The sequence below is a fragment of the Streptomyces sp. LZ34 genome (assembly GCF_053890475.1).
Genome location: NZ_CM132680.1, coordinates 602,937 through 628,690 on the forward strand (window position 1 = coordinate 602,937; position 25,754 = coordinate 628,690).

Below are 25,754 nucleotides of genomic sequence, written 5' to 3' on the forward strand. Positions count from 1 at the left end.
GGGCCGGGGTCACCGGTCGTTCATTCGGCCCAGTTCGTTGTCGATGAAGTCGAGAATCTCGTCGGCGCTGGCCGATTCGAGCCGGTCGGTGGCGCCGGGACCGTCGCTCTCCGCCTCGGTCTGGGTCACCTTCGTGAGCAGCTGCCGGAGCCGGATGGCGACACCGGTCCGGGTGATCTCGTCGGAGCAGCCATCCAGCGCGGCGTCCAGCCGGTCGAGATCCGCCATCAAGGACGGCGTCGGATCGGGGGCGTCCGCGGGAACGAGTTCGTTCACCAGATATCCGCCCAGCACCGTCGGTGTCGGGTAGTCGAAGACGAGGGTGGACAGCAAGCGCAGCCCGGTGAAGGAGCTCAGCCGATTGCGCAGCTCGACCGCGGTCAGCGAGTCGAATCCCAGATCACTGAACCGATGCGCCGGGTCGATCTTTTCGGGCGACGCATACCCCAGGACCATGGCCGACTGCTCCTGCACCAGCCGGACCATGTGCTCGTCGCGCTCCTCGGCCCGCAGGTTCAGCAGCCGGTCCCGCAGTGACTCTGACGTCTCCACCACGGTGGACTGCGCCACCGGGCGGGGCCCGGCGCCCAGCAGGCCGCGGAGCACCGGGGCCGGTGCGCCCTGGGCGCGGAGTGCGGCAAGGTTGAGTTGGGCCGTGACCACCACGGGGTGACGCAGTGCGGTCGCCGCGTCGAACAGGGCCATGCCCTGTTCGGTGCTGATGGGCGGCATTCCGGCGGCGCTCATCCGCTGTATATCGGTCTCGGTGAGCCCGCGGGTCATGCCGCTGTCCTGCGCCCACGGCCCCCACACCAGCGACTGCCCCGCGACGCCCTCGGCCCGGCGGCGCACCATCAACGCGTCCAAGAACGCGTTGGCCGCGGCATAGTTCGCCTGCCCCGGAGCACCCATCGAGCCGGCCACGGACGAGAAGGCCACAAAGGCGGCCAGGTCCAGGCCGCGGGTCAGCTCATGCAGATGCCACGCGGCGTCCACCTTCGGCCGCAGCACAGTGCCGAGCCGCTCCGGCGTCAGCGCCCCCACCACGCCGTCATCCAGCACACCCGCCGTATGCACCACCGCGGTCAACGGGTGCTCCGCCGGAATCCCGGCCAGCAACCCGGCCACCGCATCCCGGTCCGACACATCACACGCCGCCACCATGACCTCGGCACCATGCGCGATCAGCTCCGCCTGCAACTCCACCGCACCCGGAGCATCCAGCCCACGCCGACTCGTCAACAGCAAACGCCGCACACCACGCTCAGCCACCGCATGCCGAGCCAACTCACTGCCCAGACCGCCCGTACCCCCGGTGATCAGCACGGTGCCCTCGGGGTCCCACTCACGCGGCATGGTCAGCACGATCTTGCCCGTGTGCCTGGCCTGACTCATGTAACGGAAGGCGTCCCGCGCCCGCCGCACATCCCACGTGGTAACCGGCAACGGACGCAGCACACCCGCGCCGAACAGCCCCATCAGCTCCGCCAGCATCCCCTGCGTCCGGTCGAGACCGGCCTCCACCAGATCGAACGGCCGGTAGTCACCGTCCACCGTCTCCGCGTCGCGGATATCGGTCTTGCCCATCTCCAGGAACCGGCCACCCGACCGCAGCAACCGCACCGACGCGTCGATGAACTCCCCCGCGAGCGAGTTGAGCACCACATCCACACCCCGACCACCGGTCACCCCGAGGAACCGCTCCTCGAAATCGGTCGTACGGGAAGAGGCGATGTGGTCGTCCGGGATCCCCAGCGAGCGCAACGTGTCCCACTTGCCCTCACTCGCCGTCGCGAACACCTCTGCACCCAGATGCCGCGCCAGCTGAACCGCCGCCATACCCACACCACCGGCACCCGCATGCACCAACACCGACTCACCCGCCGACAACCCCGCCAGATCCACCAGACCGTAATACGCCGTCAAGAACACCAGAGGCACCGCCGAGGCATCCTCCAACGACCACGCGTCAGGAACCTTCACCAGCGCACGCTGATCGGCGACGGCGACCGGGCCGAACGCGCCCTGCACCATTCCGAGAACCCGGTCGCCCACCTGAAGAGCGGTGACCTCGGAGCCGGTCTCCAGGACCACACCGGCGGCCTCACAACCCATCCATCCGGCATCTCCGGGGTACATGCCCAGCGCGTTGAGCACATCGCGGAAGTTCACTCCCGCCGCCCGCACGGAGAGCCGGACCTCATCGGCCCCCAACGGTTCGGTGGCTTCCGGGAACGCCACCAGCGAGAGGTTGTCCAGCCTGTCCTTCTGCCTGCTGTCGAGGCGCCACGCCACGCCTGTCGGGGGGACCAGGTCCGTTCCGGTGGACACCCGGGCCAGTCGGCCGGTGAGTACGGCTCCGTCACGCACCACGACCTGCGGCTCACCCGAGGCGAGGGCCGCGGGCAGGGCGGACATGGAGGTCTCCCGCTCATCCACGTCGACGAGCAGGAACCTGTCCGGGTGCTCGGCCTGCGCCGAGCGCACCAGGCCCCACACCGCCGCTCCGGCCAGATCCGCCACCGCGGTGCTGTCGTCGACCGCGATGGCTCCTCGGGTGACGAACACCAGACGGGAGTGCGCGAATCGATCGTCGGCCGCCCAGCCCTGGATCAGGCCGAGTACCCGCGCGGTCTCCTCGTGCACCGACGGGACCACATCGTCGGCTCCGGCTGACCCGGCCGCGACCGTCACCACGTCCGGCACTGTCGCCAGCGCCGCCAGGTCCGAGGCCTCGTCGGCGGTGAGCTCCACGATGTCCAGCCCGGTGTCGGCCACCGGGTCGGCCGGGTCGGGCACCCACTCCAGCCGGAACAGCGCGTCCCGCTCGCCGCGACGTGCTCCGGCGGCCCCCTGCTCATCGGAGAGCGGCCGCAAGGCCAGCGACTCCGCCGACAGGACCACCGCACCCGCCATGTCGACCGCCGTCAGCGACACCGACTCGGCCCCGGCCTTGGCGATCCGTACCCGTAGCACGGAGGCGCCGCCTGCGTGCAGGGACACCCCGCTCCACGAGAACGGCAGCCGGCCCCGGTCCGACTCTCCGAGGTCCACGAAGGACACCGCGTGCAGGGCCGCGTCCAGCAGCGCGGGATGGATCCCGAACGACTCGGCGTCACTCCCCTGCTCCGGCAGCGCCACCTCGGCGAAGATCTCATCGCCGTGCTGCCAGACGGCTCGCAGCCCCTGGAACAGCGGGCCGTAGCCGAAGCCGCCCTCGGCGAACCGCTCGTAGAACCCTTCCAGTTCGACCGGGGTGGCCTCCGTAGGGGGCCAGGTCGGCACGGTGGACACGGCGGGTCCCCGCCCGGCGGCCAGCACACCCGTGGCGTGGCGGACCCAGGGCTGGTCCATGGCGTCAGCGGGCCGGGAGTACAGGTTCACGCCGCGGCGGCCGGACTCGTCCGGCTCGCTCACCCAGAGCTGGATGGCCACCGCGTCTCGCTCTTCCAGCACCAGCGGTGCGGCGAGGGTGAGCTCGTCGACGCGGTCACAGCCGACCTGGTCCCCGGCGCGGATCGCCAACTCCAGGAAGCCCGTGCCGGGGAACAGCACCGCTCCGCCAATGGCGTGATCGGCCAGCCACGGGTGCGACCGCAGCGACAGACGACCGGTGAACAGCAGACCGCCGACGTCCGCCAGTTCCACCGCGGCACCCAGCAGTGGATGCTCCGGCGCTCCCAGCCCAGCGGCGGTCACGTCCCCGGTAGGGGCCGCGGGGGCCGGCCAGTACAGCTCGTGCTGGAAGGCGTAGGTCGGCAGCTCCACCCGACGGGCTCCGGTCCCGGCGAAGAACCGCTGCCACGCGACATCCACGCCATGGGAGTGCAACCGGGCCAGCGCCGTGACCAGCGCGCGCTCCTCGTCCAGATCCTTACGCAGAGCCGGGACGACAACAGCACTGGCAGCCGACTCCTCGGACAGGCTCTCCTGAGCCATCGCGGAGAGCACCCCGTCCGGGCCCAGCTCCAGATACGTGGTTACGCCACGCTCGTCCAGCCACCGCATTCCATCGGCGAAACGGACCGTCTCCCGAACATGGCGCACCCAGTACTCAGCCGAGCACACCAGCTCCGGGCCGGCCAATTCACCCGTCAGATTCGAGACGAACGGAATCACCGGGGGCTCATACGAGAGGCCCCGGGCCACCCGCCCGAACTCCGCCACCATCGCATCCATCAAGAGTGAGTGAAACGCATGCGAGACTCGCAAACGCCTAGTCTTCCGCCCCAGCCCCTCACACCTGGCCGCCACCTCCAGCACCGCGGCCTCCTCACCGGCGACCACCACCGAACGTGGCCCGTTCACCGCCGCGACCGACACCCGGCCGTTCAGATAGGGAACGACCTCGTCCTCGGTGGCCTGAAGCGACACCATCGCCCCACCTGACGGCAACCCCTGCATCAGCCGGGCCCGCGCCGCCACCAGCGTGCACGCGTCCGCCAGCGAGAACACCCCCGCCACATGCGCCGCCGCGATCTCACCGATCGAATGACCCGCCAGATGGTCCGGGTTGATCCCCCACGACTCCACCAGCCGGAACAGCGCCACCTCGAGGGCGAACAACGCGGGCTGCGTCCACCCCGTCTCATCCAGCAAACCGGCCTCGACCGACCCGGGCTCGGCGAACATCACCTCCCGCAACGGCCGGTCCAGCTCCCGGTCCAGATGCGCACACACCTCATCCAGAGCCTCGGCGAACACCGGGAACCGCCCGTACAACTCCCGGCCCATCCCCGCCCGCTGACTGCCCTGCCCCGAGAACAGGAACGCCACCACCCGGTCCTCCCGAGCCACACCCTGCACCACACCAGCAGCCGTGCCACCCACGGCAAGGGCGCGCAATCCCTCCACGGCATCACCACGATCCCCGGACAGCACCACACCACGCCGCTCAAACGCCGACCGCGTGGTCAGCAAGGACATCGCGAGGTCGGCCGGGGCCGGCCCCGGATTCCGCTCCAGGTGCGACAGCACGCGCGCCGCCTGCGCCCGCAGCGCCTCCGGCGTCTTGCCCGACACCGCCACCGGCACCAGGCCGGGCGCCGCATCCGACGTGTCGTCCTCGGCCCCGGCCGCCGGCGGCGGCGCCTGCTCCACAATGGTGTGCGCGTTGGTGCCGCTGATCCCGAACGATGACACCGCCGCCCGCCTGGGGCGGCTGCCCTCCGGCCACTCCACCGGTGCGGTCAGCAGCCTGACAGCGCCGGACGACCAGTCCACATGCGAGGTCGGCTTGTCCACGTGCAGGGACGAAGGCAGCACGCCGTGCCGCAGCGCCATGACCATCTTGATCACACCGGCCACACCCGCCGCCGCCTGCGTATGACCGATGTTCGACTTCACCGACCCCAGCCACAACGGACGCTCCGCATCCCGATCCCGGCCATACGTCGCCAACAGCGCTTCGGCTTCGATGGGATCGCCCAGGGTGGTGCCGGTACCGTGCCCTTCGACGACATCAATGTCCGTGGGCGAGAGACCGGCGTCGGCCAGCGCCTGCTTGATCACTCGCTGTTGGGACGGGCCGTTCGGTGCCGTGAGCCCGTTCGAGGCACCGTCCTGGTTCACCGCGGAGCCTCGCATGACGGCCAGCACCTCATGGCCGTTGCGCTGTGCGTCCGACAGCCGCTCCAGCACCAGCATGCCGACACCCTCGGACCAGCCCACCCCGTCAGCGCTCTCGGAGAAGGACTTGCACCGGCCGTCGGCCGCCAGGCCCCCCTGCGCACTGAAGTCAACAAAGGGGCCGGGGGTGGCCATGACCGTCACACCACCGGCCAACGCCAGGGCGCACTCGCCGCTGCGCAGCGCCTGTGCCGCCCAGTGCATGGCCACCAGCGACGAAGAGCACGCGGTATCGACCGTCACCGCCGGGCCCTCCAGGCCGAGGGCGTAGGCGACCCGGCCCGACATCACGCTGCCCGCCGTACCGGTCCCGACGAAGCTCATCGCTTCCTCCGGGAACTCCGCGCCGGAGCCGTAGTCGTGGTACATCACTCCGGCGAAGACACCGGTCCCGCTGCCGCGCAGCGTCAGCGGGTCGATCCCGGCCCGCTCGATCGCCTCCCACGAGGTCTCCAGCAGCAGCCGCTGCTGCGGATCCATCGCCAGCGCCTCACGCGGCGAGATCCCGAAGAACGGGGCATCGAACTCGCCCGCGTCGTGCAGGAACCCACCTTCGCGCACATAGCTCGTGTTCCCGCGAGTATTCCGATCCGGGTCGTACAGCGCGTCCAGATCCCATCCCCGGGAGGTCGGGAATCCGGAGACACCGTCCCGTTCGCCACGCACCAGCTGCCACAGGCTTTCCGGGGAATCCACGCCACCGGGGTAGCGGCAGGCCATGGACACGATCGCGATCGGGTCGTCGTCGACGGGAGTGCGGCGCGGCTCCAGCGGAAGCGGGCCGCTGTCGGTGCCGACGAGTTCCGCCACAAAGTGTTCGGCCAGCGCCATCGGTGTGGGGTAGTCGAACACGAGGGTGGACGGCAAGCGCAGGCCGGTGGTGTCGGCCAGCTGGTTACGGAGCTCCACCGCGGTCAGCGAGTCGAAGCCCAGTTCACGGAACTCGTGCCGGACTTCCACCGCTTCCGGCGACGCGTGCCCGAGAACCGAGGCCACCTCCGCGCTCACCAGGTCCACCACGGCACGGACCCTGTCCGCCGGGCGCAGCTCCGTCAGCCGCTGGGTGAGCGTGCTCACCGCGGCCGGGTCGCTTCCGGCGGCGTGGCGGCGCGGGATCCGATCGGCGCCGGCGCGCACCAGCCACGGCACCTCGCGCCGGGCCCGTAGCGCGACCACGTCGACTCGGGCGGGCACCAGCAGCGCATGCCCCAGCGTGCACGCGGTGTCGAACAGCGCCAGGCCCTGCTCGACGTGCAGCGGCGACATCCCGCCACGGGCCATCCGTTTGACGTCCGCTTCGCCCAGCTCGCCCGTCATTCCCACGCTCTGTTCCCATGGGCCCCACGCCAAGGACGTCGCCGCGAGACCGTGCGCTCGTCGGTATTGCGCGAGGCCGTCCAGGAAGCTGTTCGCCGCGGCGTAGTTGGCCTGTCCGGCGCCCCCGACGATGCCCGTGACCGACGAGAACACCACGAACGCCGTGAGATTCATGTCCCGGGTGAGATCGTGCAGCTGCCACGCCGCGTCCACCTTGGGTCGGAAGACGGTGTCCAGCCGGTCCGGTGTCAGCGAACCGATCACGCCGTCGTCCAGGACACCCGCGGTGTGGATGACCGCGGTCAGCGGATGCTCCTCGGGGATCCCCGCGAGCAATCCCGACACGGCGGCCCGGTCCGCGACGTCGCAGGCAACGACCCTGACCTCGGCACCGTGGGCGGTCAGCTCGGCGACCATCTCGACGACTCCGTCGCTCTCGCCACCGCGCCTGCTGGCCAGCAGCACATTCCGCACACCGTGCTCGGCCACCAGGTGCCGTGCGAACAGGCGGCCCAGACCGCCCGTACCACCAGTGATCAGGACCGTGCCGGCAGCATCCCACTGTCGCGGCTCGGGCACCCCGGTGACCGGGCGGCCCAGCCGTCCGACCCGGACGGCCCCGTCACGGATGACGGCCTGCGGCTCTCCCGAAGCGAGCACGGCGGGGATCGCCGCGGCGGCGTTCTCCTTCTCGTCGAGGTCGATCAGCACGAACTGGTCAGGGTTCTCCACCTGCGCCGACCGCACCAGACCCCACACCGCGGCGGCAGCCAGGTCCAGGACGGTGTCCCCGTCCTCCGCCGCGACCGCACCCCTGGTCACGAACACCAGGCGGGACCGGGCCGACCGGTCGTCGGCCGACCAGTCCTGGACCAGCCGCAGCGCCTTGGCGGTGAGTGCTCGCGCCGTGTCGGCCACCGTGTCCGTGTCCCCTTCGCCGCCGTGGGCACCTCCGCGGATCGGGACCACCACGGCGGCCGGTGCGGAGGCGTCGTCGTTCAACTCCTCGCCCAGGAACCCTTCGTCCCGGTGTGTCGTGACCGGGGTTTGAGGTGTCGTCAGTGCCGCTGCCAGCGCGAACTCGTCCGCTCCGAGTACGGCCCACCGCATGCCCTCGGTACCGGAGGCGGGCCCGGCCGTGGGCAAGGGAGTCCATTCCAGCTGGAACAGCGACTCGTGCCGGCGCACGGAAGCGGCGGCCATGTGTTCAGTGGACACCGGCCGCAGGACGAGCGAATCGACCGACACTACCGGGTCCCCGGCCGTGTCGAGCGCCATCAGCGACACCGATTCCGCACCGGCCTTGGTCAGCCGTACCCGCAGCGTCGACGCGCCACCGGCGTGCAGGGAGACCCCGCTCCAGGAGAACGGCAACCGGCCGGCCACGCTCTCGTCCAGGTCCACGAACAACGCCGCGTGCAGCGCGGCGTCCAGCAGCGCGGGATGCACGCCGAACGACTCGGCATCGCTGACCTGCTCGTCCAGCGCGACCTCGGCGAAGACCTCGTCACCGCGCCGCCACACCGCCCGCAGACCCTGGAACGCCGGCCCGTAAGCGAACCCGCCCTCCGCGAACCGCTCGTAGAACCCCTCCAGCTCGACCTCGGTCGCACCCTCTGGCGGCCACACCGTGCCATCGGATTCCGCCCCGCCCTCCCCGGCCGCGAGCACGCCCGTGGCATGCCGTACCCAAGGCCCCTCCGCGACATCAGCCGGACGGGAGTACACCTGTAGACCGCGGCGTCCTGAGTCGTCCGGCACGCCCACCCACAACTGCACCGCCACCGCATCCCGCTCGGGCACCACCAATGGCGTCGCAAGGGTGAGTTCCTCCACCGAACCGCAGCCGACCTGGTCGCCGGCGCGGATCGCCAGCTCCAGGAAACCGGTGCCGGGGAAGATCACCACACCGCCGGCGGCGTGATCAGCCAGCCACGGGTGGGTGGCCACCGACAGTCGGCCGGTGAACAGCATGCCGCCGGAATCGGCCAGCTCCACCGCCGCACCCAGCAGGGGATGGAGCGCGGAAACCAGTCCCAGCCCCGAGGCGTCTCCCGTACGGAGCGATGTCGCCGGCCAGTAGCGCCGACGCTGGAAGGCGTAGGTGGGCAGTTCCACCCGTCGCGCGCCCGTTCCGGCGAACAGCGCCTGCCAATCGACCCGCACACCGGTGACATGCAGTCGGGCCAGCGCGGTGAGCAGCGCCCTCTCCTCTTCCTGGTCCTTGCGCAGGGCCGCGGTCACGACGGTGTCTGCGGACGGCTCGGGCAGGCTGTCCTGGGCCATGGCGGAGAGCACCCCGTCGGGGCCGACCTCCAGGAACGCGGTCACCCCGGCCGCACTCAGGGCGGCCACCCCGTCGGCGAACCGCACCGCCTCCCGCACATGACGCACCCAGTACTCCGGCGAACACACCAACTCCGCCGACGCCACCTCACCCGTCACATTCGACACCAGCGGGGTTCGGGGAGCCTCGATGGACAACCCCTCCACCACCCGCCGGAAGCCATGCAGCATCGGATCCATCAACGGCGAATGAAACGCGTGCGACACCCGCAGCCGCCTGGTCCTGCGCCCCTCCCCCTCGAACCGGACCGCAACCTCCGACACCGCCGTCTCGTCACCGGCGATCACCACCGAGCGCGGTCCATTGACCGCGGCGATCGACACCCGGCCGTTCAGATAGGGAATGACCTCGTCCTCGGTGGCCTGAAGCGACACCATCGCCCCACCCGACGGCAACCCCTGCATCAACCGCGCCCGCGCCGCCACCAGCGCACACGCGTCCGCCAGCGAGAACACCCCCGCCACATGCGCCGCCGCGATCTCACCGATCGAATGACCCGCCAGATAGTCCGGGATGATCCCCCACGACTCCACCAGCCGGAACAACGCCACCTCGACCGCGAACAACGCGGGCTGTGTGAACACCGTCCGGTCCAGCAACTCGGCGTCGGCCGAGCCCGTCTCCGCGAACAACACATCGCGCAGCGGCCGGTCCATGTGCGCGTCCAGATGCGCGCACACCCCGTCCAGCGCGTCGGCGAACACCGGGAACCGCCCGTACAGCTCCCGCCCCATCCCCAGCCGCTGACTGCCCTGTCCCGAGAACAGGAACGCCACCGTGGGCTCGGGGTGGGCAGTGCCCTCGGCAACCGCCGCCACGCCTTCCGCGTCGGCCAGCAGCACCGCACGGTGCTCGAACACCGACCGGCCCGTCGCCAGCGAGAAGCCCACCCGCACCGGCGCCAGACCAGGATTCGCGTCCACGAACGACATGAGCTGGTCGGTCTGGGCTCGCAATGCGGGCTTGCTCTTGCCCGACACCAGCCACGGCACCAGGCCCGGAGCGGCGGCAGAGGCCTCGGGCGCCGCGGGTGCCGGGCCTTGCTCAAGGATGACGTGGGCGTTGGTGCCACTGATCCCGAACGACGAGACACCCGCGCGACGCGGCCGACCGGCCTCCGGCCACTCGACGGGCTCGCCCAGCAACTCAACCGCGCCGGCGGACCAGTCAACATGGGACGACGGCGCATCCACATGCAGCGTCGACGGCAGCACACCGTGCCGCATCGCCATGACCATCTTGATCACACCGGCCACACCGGCCGCCGCCTGCGTATGCCCGATATTCGACTTCACCGACCCCAGCCACAGCGGCTGTTCGCGCTCCTGGCCGTACGTGGCCAGCAGCGCCTGCGCCTCGATCGGATCACCGAGCCGGGTCCCCGTGCCGTGCGCCTCCACCGCGTCCACATCCGCCGTGGACAGACCCGCGCTCGCCAGCGCCTGACGGATCACCCGCTGCTGCGACGGACCATTCGGCGCCGTGAGTCCATTGGACGCGCCATCCTGGTTGATCGCCGAGCCCCGCACCACCGCCAGCACCTCGTGGCCGTTGCGCTGGGCGTCCGACAGCCGCTCCACCACGAGCATGCCGACACCCTCGGACCAGCCCGTACCGTCCGCCGCGTCGGCAAACGCCTTGCACCGGCCGTCCGGCGCCAGCCCGCCCTGGCGGCTGAACCCGGCGAATCCCACTGAGGTGGACATCACCGTCACACCGCCTGCCAAGGCCAGCGAGCACTCCCCGGACCGCAGCGCCTGGGCCGCCAGGTGCAACGCCACCAGCGCTGAGGAACACGCGGTGTCCACCGTCATCGCCGGACCTTCCAGGGCCAGCGTGTACGACAGACGTCCGGACGCCACGCTCGCGGCGAGCCCGGTGCCGGCGTGCCCGGCCAACTCCTCCCCGGCGTTCATGACCAGCGTCGAGTAGTCCTGGCCGTTCGTCCCGACGAACACGCCGGTCCGGCTTCCCCGGAGCGACGCGGGGTCGATCCCGGTGCGCTCGAACGCCTCCCACGCGGCCTCCAGCAACAGCCGCTGCTGCGGATCCATCGCCAGCGCCTCACGCGGCGAGATCCCGAAGAAGCCCGCGTCGAACTCCGCCGCGTCGTAGAGAAACCCGCCCTCGCGGATGGCCCCGCCACCCTGCCCGTCGGGATCGTCGGCGTCGTCGGGGAGCAGGCCGAGGTCCCAGCCGCGGTCGGTGGGGAACGCGGAGATCGCGTCACGGCCGTCGGCAACCAGGTCCCACAGCTGCTCAGGAGACCGCACACCGCCGGGGAACCGGCAGCTCATCCCGACGATGACGATCGGGTCGTCCAGGAGTGGGGCGGCCGGCAACGCGGGGAGAGCGGTCTCGGTCCGCGTGCCCATGAGCTCGGTCAGCAGGAGCTGTGCCAGCGCCGCAGGCGTCGGGTGGTCGAACACCAGCGTGGACGGCAGGCTCAGCCCGGTCGTCGCGGCGAGCTGATTGCGCAGCTCGATAGCGGTCAACGAGTCGAAGCCCAGATCCTTGAACGCCCGGTCGGCGCCGATGGCCACCTTCCGGGAGTACCGCAGCACCTGGGCGACCTCCGTGCGCACCAGGTCGACCAGGAACCGCGACCGCTCGTCCTCCGGCAGCCCGGCCAGCCGCTCGGTGAGGCCCGCCCGGGACATCTCCGCGACACCGCCCGCGGCCTTACGACGACCGGGCCGAACGAGTCCGCGCAGGATGGCGGGTACACCGCCGGGCAGCCGCAACGCGCCGTTTCCGATCCCGAGCGGCAGGACCAGTGCCTCGTCACAGGCGGTGGCGGCGTCGAACAACGCGAGTCCGCGCTCGACCGACAGCGGTGGCATGCCCGCGTCGCTGATCCGGCGCATCTCCTCGTCGCCCAGGGCGCTGGTCATGCCCGTGCCCTGCTCCCAGGCGCCCCAGGCGAGGGAGATCGCGGGGCGGCCGTGGGCACGCCGGTGCTGGGCCAGGGCGTCCAGGAAGACGTTGCCCGCCGCGTAGTTGGCCTGGCCCGCGGTGCCCATCACACCGGACACCGAGGAGTAGCAGACGAATGCGGCCAAGTCGAGGTCACGCGTGAGTTCGTGCAGATGCCATGCGGCGTCGACCTTCGGTCGCAGCACCGCGTCCAGTCGTTCCGGGGTCAGCGATCCGACGACTCCGTCGTCCAGGACGCCCGCGGTGTGTACCACCGCGGTGAGCGGGTGTCCGGCCGGGACGGCGGCCAGCAGTTCGGCCGTGGCGGCTCGTTCGGAGAGGTCACAGGCGGCCACGGTGACCGCAGCGCCGTATGCGATCAGCTCGTCCCGCAGCTCCACGGCGCCGGGCGCGGCGAGGCCGCGCCTGCCGGCCAGCAGCAGGTGCCGGGCGCCGCGCCGGGTGACCAGATGCCGGGCCAGCTCGGCGCCGAGCCCACCGGTGCCCCCGGTGATCAGTACGGTGCCCTCGGAGTCCCAGTGGCGGGGCGTGGTCAGGACGACTTTGCCGATGTGCCGGGCCTGGCTCAGGTACCGGAACGCCTCGCGGGCCCGGCGCATGTCCCAGGTACGCACCGGAAGCGGCCGCAGAGATCCGTCGTCGAACAGCCGCACCAACTCGACGAGCATCCGCTGGATGTGCTCGTGGTCCACCAGCCCCAGGTCGAACGGCTGGTAGTGCACCTCCGGCAGCGCCTGTAGGCCGCGGTTGCCTGCCTTGTTCAGCTTGTCCAGCTCCAGGAACCGGCCGCCCGGCGCCAGCAGGCGCAGCGAGGCGTCGACGAACTCCCCCGACAGGGCGTTGAGCACGACGTCGACCCCGCCACCGTCCGTGGCATCGGCGAACCTCGGCTCGAACTCCGTGGTGCGCGAGGAGGCGATGTGATCCTCCGCGACGCCCAGCGATCGCAGGGTGTCCCACTTGCTCTCGCTCGCGGTGGCGAACACGTCCGCGCCCAGGTGGCGGGCCAGTTGGATCGCCGCCATGCCGACGCCGCCCGCACCCGCGTGAATCAGCACCTTCTCCCCGGCCCGCAGACCGGCCAGGTCCACCAGGGCGTGGTACGCGGTCAGGAACACCAGCGGCACCGAGGCGGCGGTCTCCCACGTCCAGTCGTCGGGTACACGGGTGAGGAGCCGTTCGTCCGTCACCCCCACGGGGCCGAATCCGCCGGAGAGCAGGCCCATCACCGGGTCTCCCGGCCGGAGCCCGGTCACCTCGGGGCCGGTCGCCTCGACCACGCCGGCGGCCTCGGAGCCGAGCGGCCCGGCTTCCCCGGGGTACCTGCCGAGCGCGCCCAGGACATCGCGGAAGTTCACCCCGGCGGCGCGTATCGCCACCCGCACCTCGCGGCCCGTCAGTGGTTCGAGCGTCTCCGGGCACGCGGCGAGCGTCAGCCCGTCCAGGCCGCCCTTCGCGCCGGTGTCCAGCCGCCACGGCGCACCGGTCGGCGGCGCCAGGCCGTCGGACGAGGCCAGCTGCGACAGGCGCGCGACCCGTACCTCTCCCGCGCGGACGACTGCCTGCGGCTCCCCGGCGTCGAGCAGTCCGGGGAGTCCGGGCAGCACGGCCACGGACTCCGGCGAGTCGTCCAGGTCCACCAGCAGGAACCGGCCGGGGTGCTCCGACTGGGCGGACCGTACGAGGCCCCACACCGCCGCGGCCGCCAGGTCGGTGATGTCCTGGTCCGCGTCGGCCACCGCTCCTCGGGTGACGAATACCAGGCGCGACCTCGCGAACCGCTCCGCGGCCAGCCAGTCCCGCAACAGCTCCAGCGCGTGGTGTGTCAGTTCGCGCACCGACTCAGGACCACGAGCGGGGCCGCCCATGAGCGGGGCGGCCACGACCTGCGGCACCGCGGCGCCTTTGGGCCCGGCGAGGTCGGCCAACGCCGGTACCGGCGCGGTGCCCCGGATGGCACCCGCGGACTCCAGCACCGCGGCCAGACCCCACTCGTCCGTCCCGAGCACCGCCCACTCGGCGGCCCCGGCCACGCCGTCCAGCGGCTGGGGCACCCACTCGACCCGGAACAGCGAGTTCAGCTCGTCGCGGCCCGTCGTCGCGACCGTCCGCGTCGACGCCGGCCGCAGCGCCAACGAGCCCACCGAGATCACCGGTGCGCCCCGCACATCGACGGCTGTCAGCGCGACGGCGTCCGGGCCGCTCCTGGTCAGCCTGACCCGCAGCGTCGACGCTCCCGAGGCGTGCAGCGACACCCCGCTCCAGGCGAACGGCAGCAGACCCCGTTCGTCGTCGGCGGCGTCGGTGAACCCGGCCGCGTGCAGTGCCGCGTCGAGCAGCGCCGGGTGCACACCGAAGGTTTCCGCGTCCCGTACGTCCTCGGGCAGGGCGACTTCGGCGAAGACCTCCGCGTCGCGTGTCCAGACCGCCCGCAGTCCGCGGAAGACCGGTCCGTGAGCCGGCCCGGCCTGTTCGTGGCGCTCGTACAGGCCATCCAGGTCCACCTCAGTCGCCCCGTGCGGCGGCCATGCCGTCGTGTCGAAGTCCTCGACGGCAGCGCGGCCGGCCTCCGTGAGGACCCCCGCGGCGTGCAGGGTCCACTCCTGCCCGGGTCCGTCGGCGGGACGCGAGTGGAACCGCAGTTCCCGGTGTCCGAGGTCGTCCCGGCTGCCCACCCAGAGCTGCACCCGCACCGCGCCCCGCTCGGGCAGCACCAGGGGGGTGCTCACTGTCAGGTCCTCGACCCGATCGCACCCGGCCTGGTCCGCGGCGCGGATCACCAGTTCCAGGAAGCCGGTGCCGGGGAAGGACACCTGCCCGCCCACCGTGTAGTCGGCCAGCCAGGGGTGGGTGGCCAGGGACAGCGTGCCGGTCAGCACCAGCTCCTCGGAGGCCACCACTGTCATGGCCGCGCCCAGCAGCGGGTGCTCGGTCGGCTCCAGTCCCGCACCGGTCAGGTCGGCCGCGTTCACCGAAGGGGACGGCCAGAACCGCTCGTGCTGGAAGGCGTACGTGGGCAGGTCGGCCCGGCGCGCGCCGGTTCCGGCGAAGAACGCGGGCCAGTCCACGCTGACGCCCGTCACATGCAGCCGGGCCACCGCCGCCACCACGGCGGACTGCTCGTCCCGGCCCTTGCGCAGCGCCGGGACCACCACGGCGTCGTCGGGCACCGACTCCTGGGCCATCGCCGACAGCACGCTGTCCGGGCCCAGCTCGACCAGGGCGGAAACACCTTCTTCGGCCAGCGTTCGCACGCCGTCGGCGAACCGCACCGGCTCGCGTACGTGCCGCACCCAGTACTCCGGCGAGAGCAGCTCCTCCGCCGTGGCGAGGCCGCCGGTCAGATTGGACACGACGGGGATGGTCGGCTTCTGAGGTGACAGACGTGCCACGACCTGCCGGAAGTCCGCCAGCATCGGGTCCGTCAAAGGGGAGTGGAAGGCGTGGCTGACGGCCAGCCGTTTGGTCTTGCGGCCCTCGGCCTCGAGGCGGGCCGCGATCTCCAGCACCGGCGACTCGGCACCGGCGATCACCACCGAGCGCGGTCCGTTGAGCGCGGCGATCGACACGCGCGCGTCCAGGTACGGGACCACCTCGTCCTCGGTGGCCCGCACGGAGATCATCGCCCCGCCCGACGGCAGCTCCTGCATCAGCCGGGCCCGGGCGGCCACCAGCGTGCAGGCGTCCTCCAGCGAGAACACACCCGCCACATGAGCGGCCGCGATCTCGCCGATCGAATGCCCGGCCAGATAGTCCGGGGTGATTCCCCACGACCGCAGCAGCCGGAACAGCGCCACCTCGACCGCGAACAGCGCGGGCTGCGTCCATCCCGTCTCGTCCAGCAGCGCCGCGTCGGCCGAACCGGGCTCGGCGAAGAGCACCTCCCGCAACGGGCGGTCCAGCTCCCGGTCCAGATGCGCACACACCACGTCGAGGGCTTCGGCGAACACCGGGAACCGCCCGTACAACTCCCGGCCCATTCCGGCCCGTTGGCTGCCCTGGCCGGAGAACAGCACTCCGAGCCTGACGCCGCTCCTCGCCCCGCCACGAGCGATCTCCGCCGGGCCGTCGTCATGGCCGACGTCCGCCAGCAGCACGGCGCGGTGCTCGAACAGCGACCGGCCCGTGGCCAGCGAGTAGCCCACGTCCAACGGCGCCGGGCCGGGGTTCTCGTCGGCCCATGACCGCAGCCGGTCCAGTTGCGCCCCCAGCGCCTCCTCACTCTTCGCCGACACCGGCCACGGCACCGGACCCGCAACCACCGGCACCGCCTCGGGCACCACAGGCGCCGGACCCTGCTCAAGAATGACGTGCGCGTTGGTACCGCTGATCCCGAACGACGAAACACCCGCCCGGCGCGGCCCGCCGGCCTCCCGCCACTCGGCCGGCTCGCTCAACAGCTCCACCGCACCCGCCGACCAGTCCACATGCGACGACGGCTCATCCACATGCAGCGTGCGCGGCAACATCCCGTGCCGCATCGCCATCACCATCTTGATCACACCGGCCACACCCGCCGCCGCCTGCGTATGCCCGATATTCGACTTCACCGACCCCAGCCACAGCGGCCGCTCACGCCCCTGCCCATACGTGGCCAGCAACGCCTGCGCCTCGATCGGATCACCCAGCGTCGTCCCCGTACCGTGCGCCTCCACCGCATCCACATCCACCGGGGAAAGACCAGCACTCGCCAGCGCCTGGCGGATCACCCGCTGCTGCGACGGCCCGTTCGGCGCCGTCAACCCATTCGACGCACCGTCCTGATTCACCGCCGAACCGCGCACCACCGCCAGCACCTCATGGCCATGACGCAGCGCGTCCGACAACCGCTCCACCACCAACAGCCCCACACCCTCGGACCACGCCGTACCGTCCGCCGCATCCGCGAACGCCTTGCAGCGGCCATCCGGGGCCAGTCCGCTCTGCCCGCTGAAGCCCACGAACCCGCCTGGGGTGGACATCACCGTCACACCGCCCGCCAACGCGAGCGAGCACTCCCCCGCCCGCAGCGCCTGCGCCGCCAGGTGCAGCGCCACCAGTGAGGCCGAGCAGGCCGTGTCGACCGTCATCGCGGGGCCTTCGAGGCCCAGCGTGTAAGAGAGACGGCCGGACGCCACGCTCGCCGCGATGCCCGTACCGGTGTGCCCCGACGTGTCGGAGTTCGCCGTCCTGACCAGGTCCGAGTAGTCCTGGCCGTTCGTCCCGACGAACACCCCGGCCCGGCTGCCACGGAGCGATACCGGGTCGATTCCGGTGCGCTCGAACGCCTCCCACGCGGCCTCCAGCAGCAGTCGCTGCTGGGGATCCATCGCCATCGCCTCACGCGGGGAGATCCCGAAGAAGTCCGCGTCGAACCCGGCCGCGTCGTAGAGGAAGCCTCCCTTGCCGGTGTCGCTGCTCCCGGAACCCCCGCCGGAGAGTCCGTCGAGGTCCCAGCCACGATCGGTCGGGAAGTCGGAGATCGCGTCCTGTCCCGCGTCGACCAGTCGCCACAGATCCTCGGGGGATCGCACATCGCCGGGAAAGCGGCAGCTCATCCCGACGATCACGACCGGGTCGTCGGCGACGTCGGCCGCGACAACCGCCGGGCCGAGGGTGTCCTCGCGGTTCCCCGTCACCTCGGCCACCAGGAAGTCCGCGAGGACGGTGGGGCTGGGGTGGTCGAACACCAACGTGGCGGGCAGGCTCAGCCCGGTCACGGTGGCGAGCCGATTGCGCAGCTCGATCGCGGTCAGCGAGTCGAAGCCCAGATCCTTGAACGCCCGGTCCGGCTCGATCGCCGCCACGCCGGAGTACCTCAGCACCGCGGCGACCTCGCCACGGACCAGGTCCAGTACGGCCGCGGAGCGATCCGCCGCGGCCAGACCGGACAGCCGCTCCAGGAGGGCGGACGCGGCCGGTGCACTCTCCCGGCTGCCGACGGTTCCCGCCTCGACCAGCTCGCGATAGCCGGGCAGGTCGGACAGGACCGGGCTGGGACGTACGCCGGCGAACACACGCAGAAACTCAGGCCGCTGGATGTCGGCGATGACGACCACCGCGTCATGCCCGACGACAGCCCGGCTCAACGCGGAGATCGCCAATTCGGGTTCCAGGGCCGAGGTGCCGGTACGCCGCGAAAGGGCATCGCCACGGCCGTCGCCGGCCATGCCGCCACCGGCCCAGGCGCCCCAGGCCACGGAGGTGGCGGGGAGGCCCTCAGCGCGGCGCCGCTCCGCCAGCGCGTCCAGTGCCGCGTTCGCGGCGGCGTAGTTCCCCTGCCCCGGGTTGCCCAGCGCGCCCGCCGCCGACGAGAACAGGGCGAACACCGCGAGATCCAGGTCCCGGGTCAGCTCGTCCAGCACAAGGGCGGACTGCACCTTGGACCGGAACACCGCCTCGAACCGCTCCGGCGACAGCCCTTCCAACACCCCGTCGTCCAGCACACCCGCCGCATGCACCACACCTGTCAGCGGGCAGTCATCGGGAACAGCGGCCAGCACGGCCGCCACCTCGTCCCGATCGGCGACATCGCACGCCACCACCGAGACCCGCGCGCCCAAGGCCACCAGCTCGGACCGCAACTCGTCGGCGCCCGGGGCCTTTTCTCCGCTCCGGCTGGCCAGCACCAGGTGTTCGGCGCCATTGCACGCCAGCCAGCGGGCGACATGGCCGCCCAATATCCCCGTACCACCGGTCACCAGCACCGTGCCCGATGGCTCCCAGGCTCCCGCCGAGGTCCCGGCCGGCGCCGCGACCAGTCGGCGGCCGAACACTCCGGACCTGCGGACCGCGACCTGATCCTCACCCTCGAACCCGGCCAGCACCGCCGCGAACCGCGATGCCACCCGTCCGTCCATGGCCTCCGGCAGATCGACCAGGCCGCCCCAGCGCTGTGGATACTCCAGCGCCGCGACGCGCCCAAGGCCCCACACCGCGGCCTGTACCGCGCTCGCCACCCGCTCCGAACGCCCCACCGACACCGCGCCCCGGGTGACCGCCCACACCGGCGCGTCAACACCCGCGTCGCCCAGCGCCTGCAACAGCGACGTCGTCGCCGCGACTCCCGCGGGCACGGCCGGACGCTCCGCCGACGCCGACTCCAGCAGCGCCAGCAGCGACACCACTCCGGTGGGCGGCCCCACGTCCGCCACGACCTCGCGCAACCGCTCGGACAGGGCCGTACGGTCCGTGTCACCGGCCTCCAGCCGCACCGCCCGGGCACCCAGCACGGCGGCCACCGAGCACACCCACGGGTCCTCCGCCAGCCCCTCCGGCACCACGGCCAGCCAGGTGCCCGACACCACGCCCTCGGGCACACCGGTCAGTGGCTTCCAGGTGACGCGGTGTCGCCACCCGTCCACGACCGACCGCTCCCGCCGCTGTCGCCGCCACGACGACAACGCCGGTACCAGGGATTCCAGCGCCGCGCCGTCGACCTCCAGGCCGGCTGCCAACGCGCCGAGATCCTCCCGCTCCACCGCGGCCCAGAACTCCGCGTCCACCGGATCCGCCGCACCACCCGGTGCGGCCGCGGCGGCCTCGGGCCAATACCGCTCGTGCTGAAACGCGTAGGTCGGCAGATCCACGCGCAGCGCCCCGGCCCCGGCGAAGAACGCCGTCCAGTCCAGGCGAGCCCCGGCGATGTGCAGCCGGGCCACCGCCTCGGTCAGCGCCTCCTCGTCGGTCCGGTCCTTGCGGAGCGCGGGGACGAGGACCGGGGCGGCGGGCCGGCCCCCCAGTGTCTCCTGGGCCATGGCGGACAGCACGCCGTCGGGGCCGACCTCGAGGAAGGCGAGCGCACCGGCCGCGCTCATCACCGTCACCGCGTCGGCGAACCGCACCGGCTCCCGGACGTGCCGCACCCAGTACGCGGGGGAACACACCAGCTCGGCCGTGGCCAACTCGCCGGTCACGTTCGATACGAACGGGATCTGTGGCGCCTCGTACGAGATCCCACGCGCGACCTCGCCGAACTCGGCCAGCATCGGGTCCATCAACGGCGAATGGAACGCGTGCGACACCCGCAGGCGGCGGGTCTTGCGGCCCTGCTCCTCGAACCGGGCCACGATCTCCAGCACCGCGGTCTCATCCCCGGCGATCACCACCGAGCGCGGTCCGTTGAGCGCGGCGATTCCCACCCGCTCGCCCAGATACGGGACGACCTCGTCCTCGGCGGCCTGGAGGGACACCATCGCCCCGCCGGACGGCAACTCCCGCATCAGCCGGGCCCGCGCCGCCACCAGGGCACACGCGTCCGGCAGCGAGAACACGCCCGCCACATGGGCCGCCGCGATCTCCCCGATCGAATGCCCGGCCAGACAGTCCGGCCGGACACCCCACGACTCGACCAGCCGGAACAACGCCACCTCGATGGCGAACAACGCGGGCTGCGTCCACCCCGTCTCGTCCAGCAGCACCGCCTCCGGCGACCCGGGCTCGGCGAACACCACCTCCCGCAGGGGGCGTTCCAACCGCTGGTCCAGGTGCTCGCACACCGCGTCGAACGCCTCGGCGAACGCCGGGTAGCGTCCGTACAACTGCCGTCCCATGCCTGGCCGTTGGGCGCCCTGCCCGGAGAACAGCACCCCGAGTCCGCCGTCCGGCCGGGCCACCCCCTGGAGCGCACCCACCGTGGCCTGCCCGGAGAGCCAGGAGCTCAGCGAGGCGCGGAGGCCCGCCGGGTCCTGTGCCAGTACCGCCAACCGGTGCTCGAAGCCGGACCGGGTGGTCGCCAGCGACAGTGCCACGTCCAGCCCGTCCGTCCGCGGCGCGCTGTCGAAGAAGGACACGAGCCGGGCCGCCTGGGCGCGCAGCGCGGATTCGGTTCTGCCGGAAAGCACCCACGGCACCACGGCGGGGCGCCCGGCAGGGAGCCCCGCGGGGGTGGACTCGGGTTCGGGCTCGGCCGGTGGGGCCTGCTCCAGGATGGTGTGCGCGTTGGTGCCGCTGACGCCGAACGAGGAGATCCCGGCGCGGCGCGGGCGCTCGCCGTCCGGCCATGCCACCGCCTCGGTCAGCAACTCGACCGCGCCCGCCGACCAGTCCACATGCGAAGAGGGGGCCTCCACATGCAAGGTGCCCGGGAGCACCCCGTGCCGCATCGCCATGACCATCTTGATCACACCGGCCACACCCGCCGCCGCCTGCGTGTGCCCGATGTTCGACTTCACCGACCCCAGCCACAGCGGTTGTTCGCGCTCCTGGCCGTAGGTGGCCAGCAGCGCCTGCGCCTCGATGGGATCGCCCAGCCTCGTGCCCGTGCCGTGCGCCTCCACCGCGTCCACATCAGCGGCGGACAGCCCGGCGTTCGCCAGCGCCTGACGGATCACCCGCTGCTGTGACGGCCCGTTCGGCGCGGTGAAGCCGTTGGACGCTCCGTCCTGGTTGATCGCCGAGCCCCGTACCAGGGCGAGCACCCGATGTCCGTTGCGGCGTGCGTCCGTCAGCCGCTCCACCACCAGGACACCGACGCCCTCGGCCCACCCGGTGCCGTCCGCCGACTCGGCGAACGCCTTGCACCGGCCGTCCGGGGCCAGCCCACCCTGGCGGCTGAACTCGATGAAGGCTCCCGGTGTCGACATCACCGTCACACCGCCGACCAGCGCCAGCGAACACTCTCCCGTGCGCAGCGCCTGGGTGGCGAAGTGCAGGGCCACCAGCGAAGAGGAGCAGGCGGTGTCCACCGTGACGGCGGGTCCTTCGAGGCCCAGCGTGTAGGAGAGGCGTCCGGAGGCGGCGCCGGCGCCCATGCCGGTGCCGACGTTGCCTTCCAGGTCGGCCAGGGAGTTCACGGTCAGATACGAGTAGTCCTGGCCGCTCATACCCACGAAGACCCCGGTGCGGGAGCCCTTCAGCCGGATCGGGTCGATCCCGGCCCGCTCCACCGCCTCCCAGGAGGTCTCCAGCAGCAGCCGCTGCTGCGGGTCCATGGACAGCGCCTCGCGCGGCGAGATCCCGAAGAAGCCGGGGTCGAAGTCGGCGACACCGTCGAGGAATCCGCCCTCCCGGGTGGCGCTGGCGCCCGGACGGCCGTCACCCGCGTCCAGCGCGTCCAGGTCCCAGCCACGGTCGGCGGGAAACCCGGAGATCGCGTCGCGGCCGTCGGCGACCAGTTCCCACAGCTCCTCCGGCGAACGCACCCCGCCCGGGAACCGGCAGCTCATCGCCACGATCGCGATCGGCTCCGTTGCCGCGGCAACGAGAGTCTGGTTCTGCCGACGCAGCCGCTCGGTCTCCTTCATGGAGGCTCGGAGCGCTTCGACGACCTTGTCGCTGGGCGTAGCCATGAATCAACTCCGTAGTTCGCATGGATCTGTGGACAGCGCTCACGGGCGCAGCGTCGCGTGCGCGGTTCCCCGTGCGCGCCGTCGAACCAATCGGCGTCCTTGGTTCCGAAGTGAAAACGACGCGCCACTGGCAATCCCCTAGTCATCGCCGGAGCGCTCGTCGGCCAGCGGCTCAGCGCCTCGGTGTCGTCGAACTACTGGGGATTTCTTTGACCGCGCGCCGGTACCAAGGAGGTCTGGCTGCCGATCGAGTACCGATCGCCTTGCTCGCGTGCCTCGGCGTGCGAGCGCGCTCGGCATGCCTCCCGTCATCCAGCCTGCACCTGCGGAGGTGTTGATCGTGACCTCGCCCCGGCGGCCGATCCTGTTTGTGAGTTCACCGGAGAGCGGGTTGTTCAACTCGCTGTTCACCATCGCCACCGAGTTGTCGCGGCGGGGGGTGCCGGATCTGTGGTTCGCCACCGACGAGAAGCGGCGTGAGGACATCGAGGGGATCGCCGAGGACAGCCCGGTGAGCTTTGCCTCCCTGGGAGAGGTGGTGCCCGAGTTCTCCTCCCCCACGTGGGACGACGAGACGTATCGGCGCGTCACTCAGCCGTCGCGGTGGAAGGCCCACCGCGCGCTCGTGGAGCACACCTTCAAGCCGGATCTGCGGGTCCCCAAGTACCGCGCTCTGGACGCGGTGGTGGAGGAGGTCAAGCCCGCGCTGATGATCATCGACAGTGTGTCGTTCTTCGGTGTCGAGGTGGCCGTCACCAGGAAGATCCCGTTCATGCTGAGCGTCCCCTTCCTGCCCAGCAATCTCTTCATGACCAGCCTGGGCAGCAACTTCCCCTCGGCGCACTCCGGTCTGTCGCTCCACATGTCCTTCGCACAGCGGATGTCCAATCGCTGGTTCAAGATCCGCAAGGTGGCGATGTTCTTCAAGCCGAGCATGCTCAAGACGCTTGGCGCCTTCAACCAGATACGCAAGGACCTCGGCATCGCCCCCGAGGCGGCCAAGATGACCGTGCGGACCGACCTGGCCGAACAGATCCTGTGCTTCTCGGTCACCGGCCTGGAGTATCCGTTCCCGTTCCCCGACAACATGCGCCTGCTGGGGGCGATCGTGCCTCCGCTGCCGGAGGCGCCGGACGACGGCGGGCTGTCCCGGTGGCTCGACGCCCGGGACTCTGTGGTCTATATGGGCTTCGGTACGGTCACCCGGCTGACCGCGGAGCAGGTGCGCTCCCTCGTGGAGGTGGTCCGCCGGCTTGAGGGGCGCCACGATGTGCTGTGGAAGCTGCCCAAGGAGCAGCAGCAGTTTCTGCCGCCGGACGGCGAGCTGCCGGGCAATCTGCGGATCGAGAGCTGGGTGCCGTCCCAGCTCGATGTGCTGGCCCATCCGAACGTCAAGGTCTTCTTCACCCATGGCGGGGGCAACGGCTTCCACGAGGGCATCTACTTCGGCAAGCCGCTGGTGGTCCGGCCGCTGTGGATCGACTGCTACGACCAGGCCGTGCGCGGCGTGGACAGCGGGGTCAGCCTGACGCTGGACCGGCCGCAGACCTTCGACGTCGACGATGTGGTCGACAAGCTGACGCGGGTGCTGAACGAGGCCTCGTTCCACGAGCGGGCCAGGCATTTCGCCCAGGTGCAGCGGGAGGCGGGCGGCTTGAACGCCGCGGCCGACCTGATCCTCGGTTCCCCCGCGCTGAAGTGACGCCCCGTCGACACTCCATACCCGAGAACCACCACCTACGTGGGAAGCGAACATGGCAACCGCTGACGCAATTCCGATCGACTTTCCGAGGCGGCAACCAGGCCGTCTCTCCCCACCGGAGGAGTACGCCGGGCTGCGCTCACATGAGGGGCTGGTCAAGTCCTCACTGCCCAACGGCAGCACGGTGTGGCTCGTCACCCGCCACGAAGACGTACGCAGTGTGCTCACCGATCCCCGGATCAGCTCCAACCCGCTTCACGAGGGCTTTCCCAGCATGGGAAAGAACGGCACGGTGCCGCCGCCCGACCAGGTGCCCGGCTGGTTCGTCGCGTACGACCCGCCGGAGCACGGCCGGTTCCGCAAGGCGCTCATCCCGGAGTTCACGGTGCGGCGCATCAAGGAGATGCAGCCGGCCATCCAGCGCATCGTGGACGGGCTCGTCGACACCTTGCTCGACGGCGGGAACTCCGCCGATCTGGTGAACCAGTTCGCGCTGCCGGTGCCGTCGCTGGTCATCTGTGAGCTGCTGGGGGTGCCGTACTCCGACCATGAGTACTTCGAGTCCCGGACCCGCGTCCTGGTCACCTTCACCTCGACCGACGAGCAGCGGGAGAGGGCGGGCAAGGAGCTGATCACCTATCTGACCAAGCTGATCTCCATCAAGCAGAAGTTCCGGGGCAATGATCTGATCAGCGGGTTGCTGACGAACGAGACGCTGACCGCCGAGGAGGTCTCCGGCATCGCGCTGCTGCTGCTGATCGCCGGCCATGAGACCACGGCCAACAACATCGCCCTCGGCGTGGTCATGCTGCTGCTGAACCGGGAGTGGATCGGGGATCCGCGCGCGGTCGAGGAGGTGCTGCGGTATCTGTCGGTCGCCGACCGGGTGGCGTTGCGGGTGGCGGTCGAGGACGTCGAGATCGGCGGTCAGCTGATCAAGGCCGGGGAGGGCATCGTGCCCCTGGGCGCGGCGGCCAACCATGACGAGAACGCCTTCGAGCGGGCCGACCAGTTCGATCCCGGCCGACCCGCCCGCCACCATGTGGCGTTCGGCTACGGTGTGCATCAGTGTCTCGGCCAGCACCTGGTCAGGGCCGAGATGGGGATCGCCTACCGGACGCTGTTCGAGCGGATTCCGACCCTGCGGCTCGCGGTGCCGCCCGAGGAGCTGCCGTTCAAGGACGAAGGGATCCTGTTCGGCCTGCATGAACTGCCGGTCACCTGGTAGTTCCGACGGAGGTGAAGACGTTGCGAATCAACGCGGATACCGAACGCTGTGTCGGGGCGGGCCAGTGTGTGCTCGCCGCGCCGGCCCTGTTCGACCAGGACGACGACGGCACCGTCATGGTGCTCGCGGAGCCCGCCCCGCCCACGAAGGACGCGGCGCGGGAGGCCGCCCACCTCTGCCCGTCCGGGGCCATCACCCTGGAGGAGGGCTGAGGGGCCTGATGTCCTGCCAGGTGTCTCGCCTCGCCTCCTGACCCGGATCTCGCGGCCCGGATGACGCACTCCAGCCTCGCTGGATGCCCTCATCCGGGCCGCGTTGCCGTGTGCG

The 25,754-nt window shown here is 71.3% G+C and carries 4 protein-coding genes; 3 read left to right on the forward strand and 1 reads right to left on the reverse strand.

Features of this window, described 5'->3' with window-relative positions; translation table 11 throughout:
- Positions 1-9 precede the first annotated feature (9 nt).
- The gene (locus tag ACWY4P_RS02110) at positions 10-22,497 is read right to left on the reverse strand and encodes a type I polyketide synthase (RefSeq protein ID WP_456208359.1); all 22,488 of its coding nucleotides are present in this window, start codon (positions 22,495-22,497) and stop codon (positions 10-12) included.
- Positions 22,498-22,837: 340 nt separating this feature from the next.
- Here ACWY4P_RS02110 and ACWY4P_RS02115 point away from each other — a divergent pair, with 340 nt between their 5' ends.
- From ACWY4P_RS02115 to ACWY4P_RS02125, 3 genes are read left to right on the forward strand one after another with little or no spacing between them, the layout of a single operon-like run.
- A complete protein-coding gene (locus ACWY4P_RS02115; RefSeq protein WP_456208360.1) occupies positions 22,838-24,199 on the forward strand; it encodes a glycosyltransferase in 1,362 nt (453 codons plus the stop codon).
- A gap of 52 nt (positions 24,200-24,251) precedes the next feature.
- A complete protein-coding gene (locus ACWY4P_RS02120) occupies positions 24,252-25,427 on the forward strand; it encodes a cytochrome P450 (RefSeq protein ID WP_456208361.1) in 1,176 nt (391 codons plus the stop codon).
- A 20-nt stretch (positions 25,428-25,447) separates the two neighbouring features.
- Positions 25,448-25,639, forward strand: a complete 192-nt coding sequence (locus tag ACWY4P_RS02125) for a ferredoxin (protein WP_456208362.1) — start codon at positions 25,448-25,450, stop codon at positions 25,637-25,639.
- Positions 25,640-25,754: the final 115 nt, after the last annotated feature.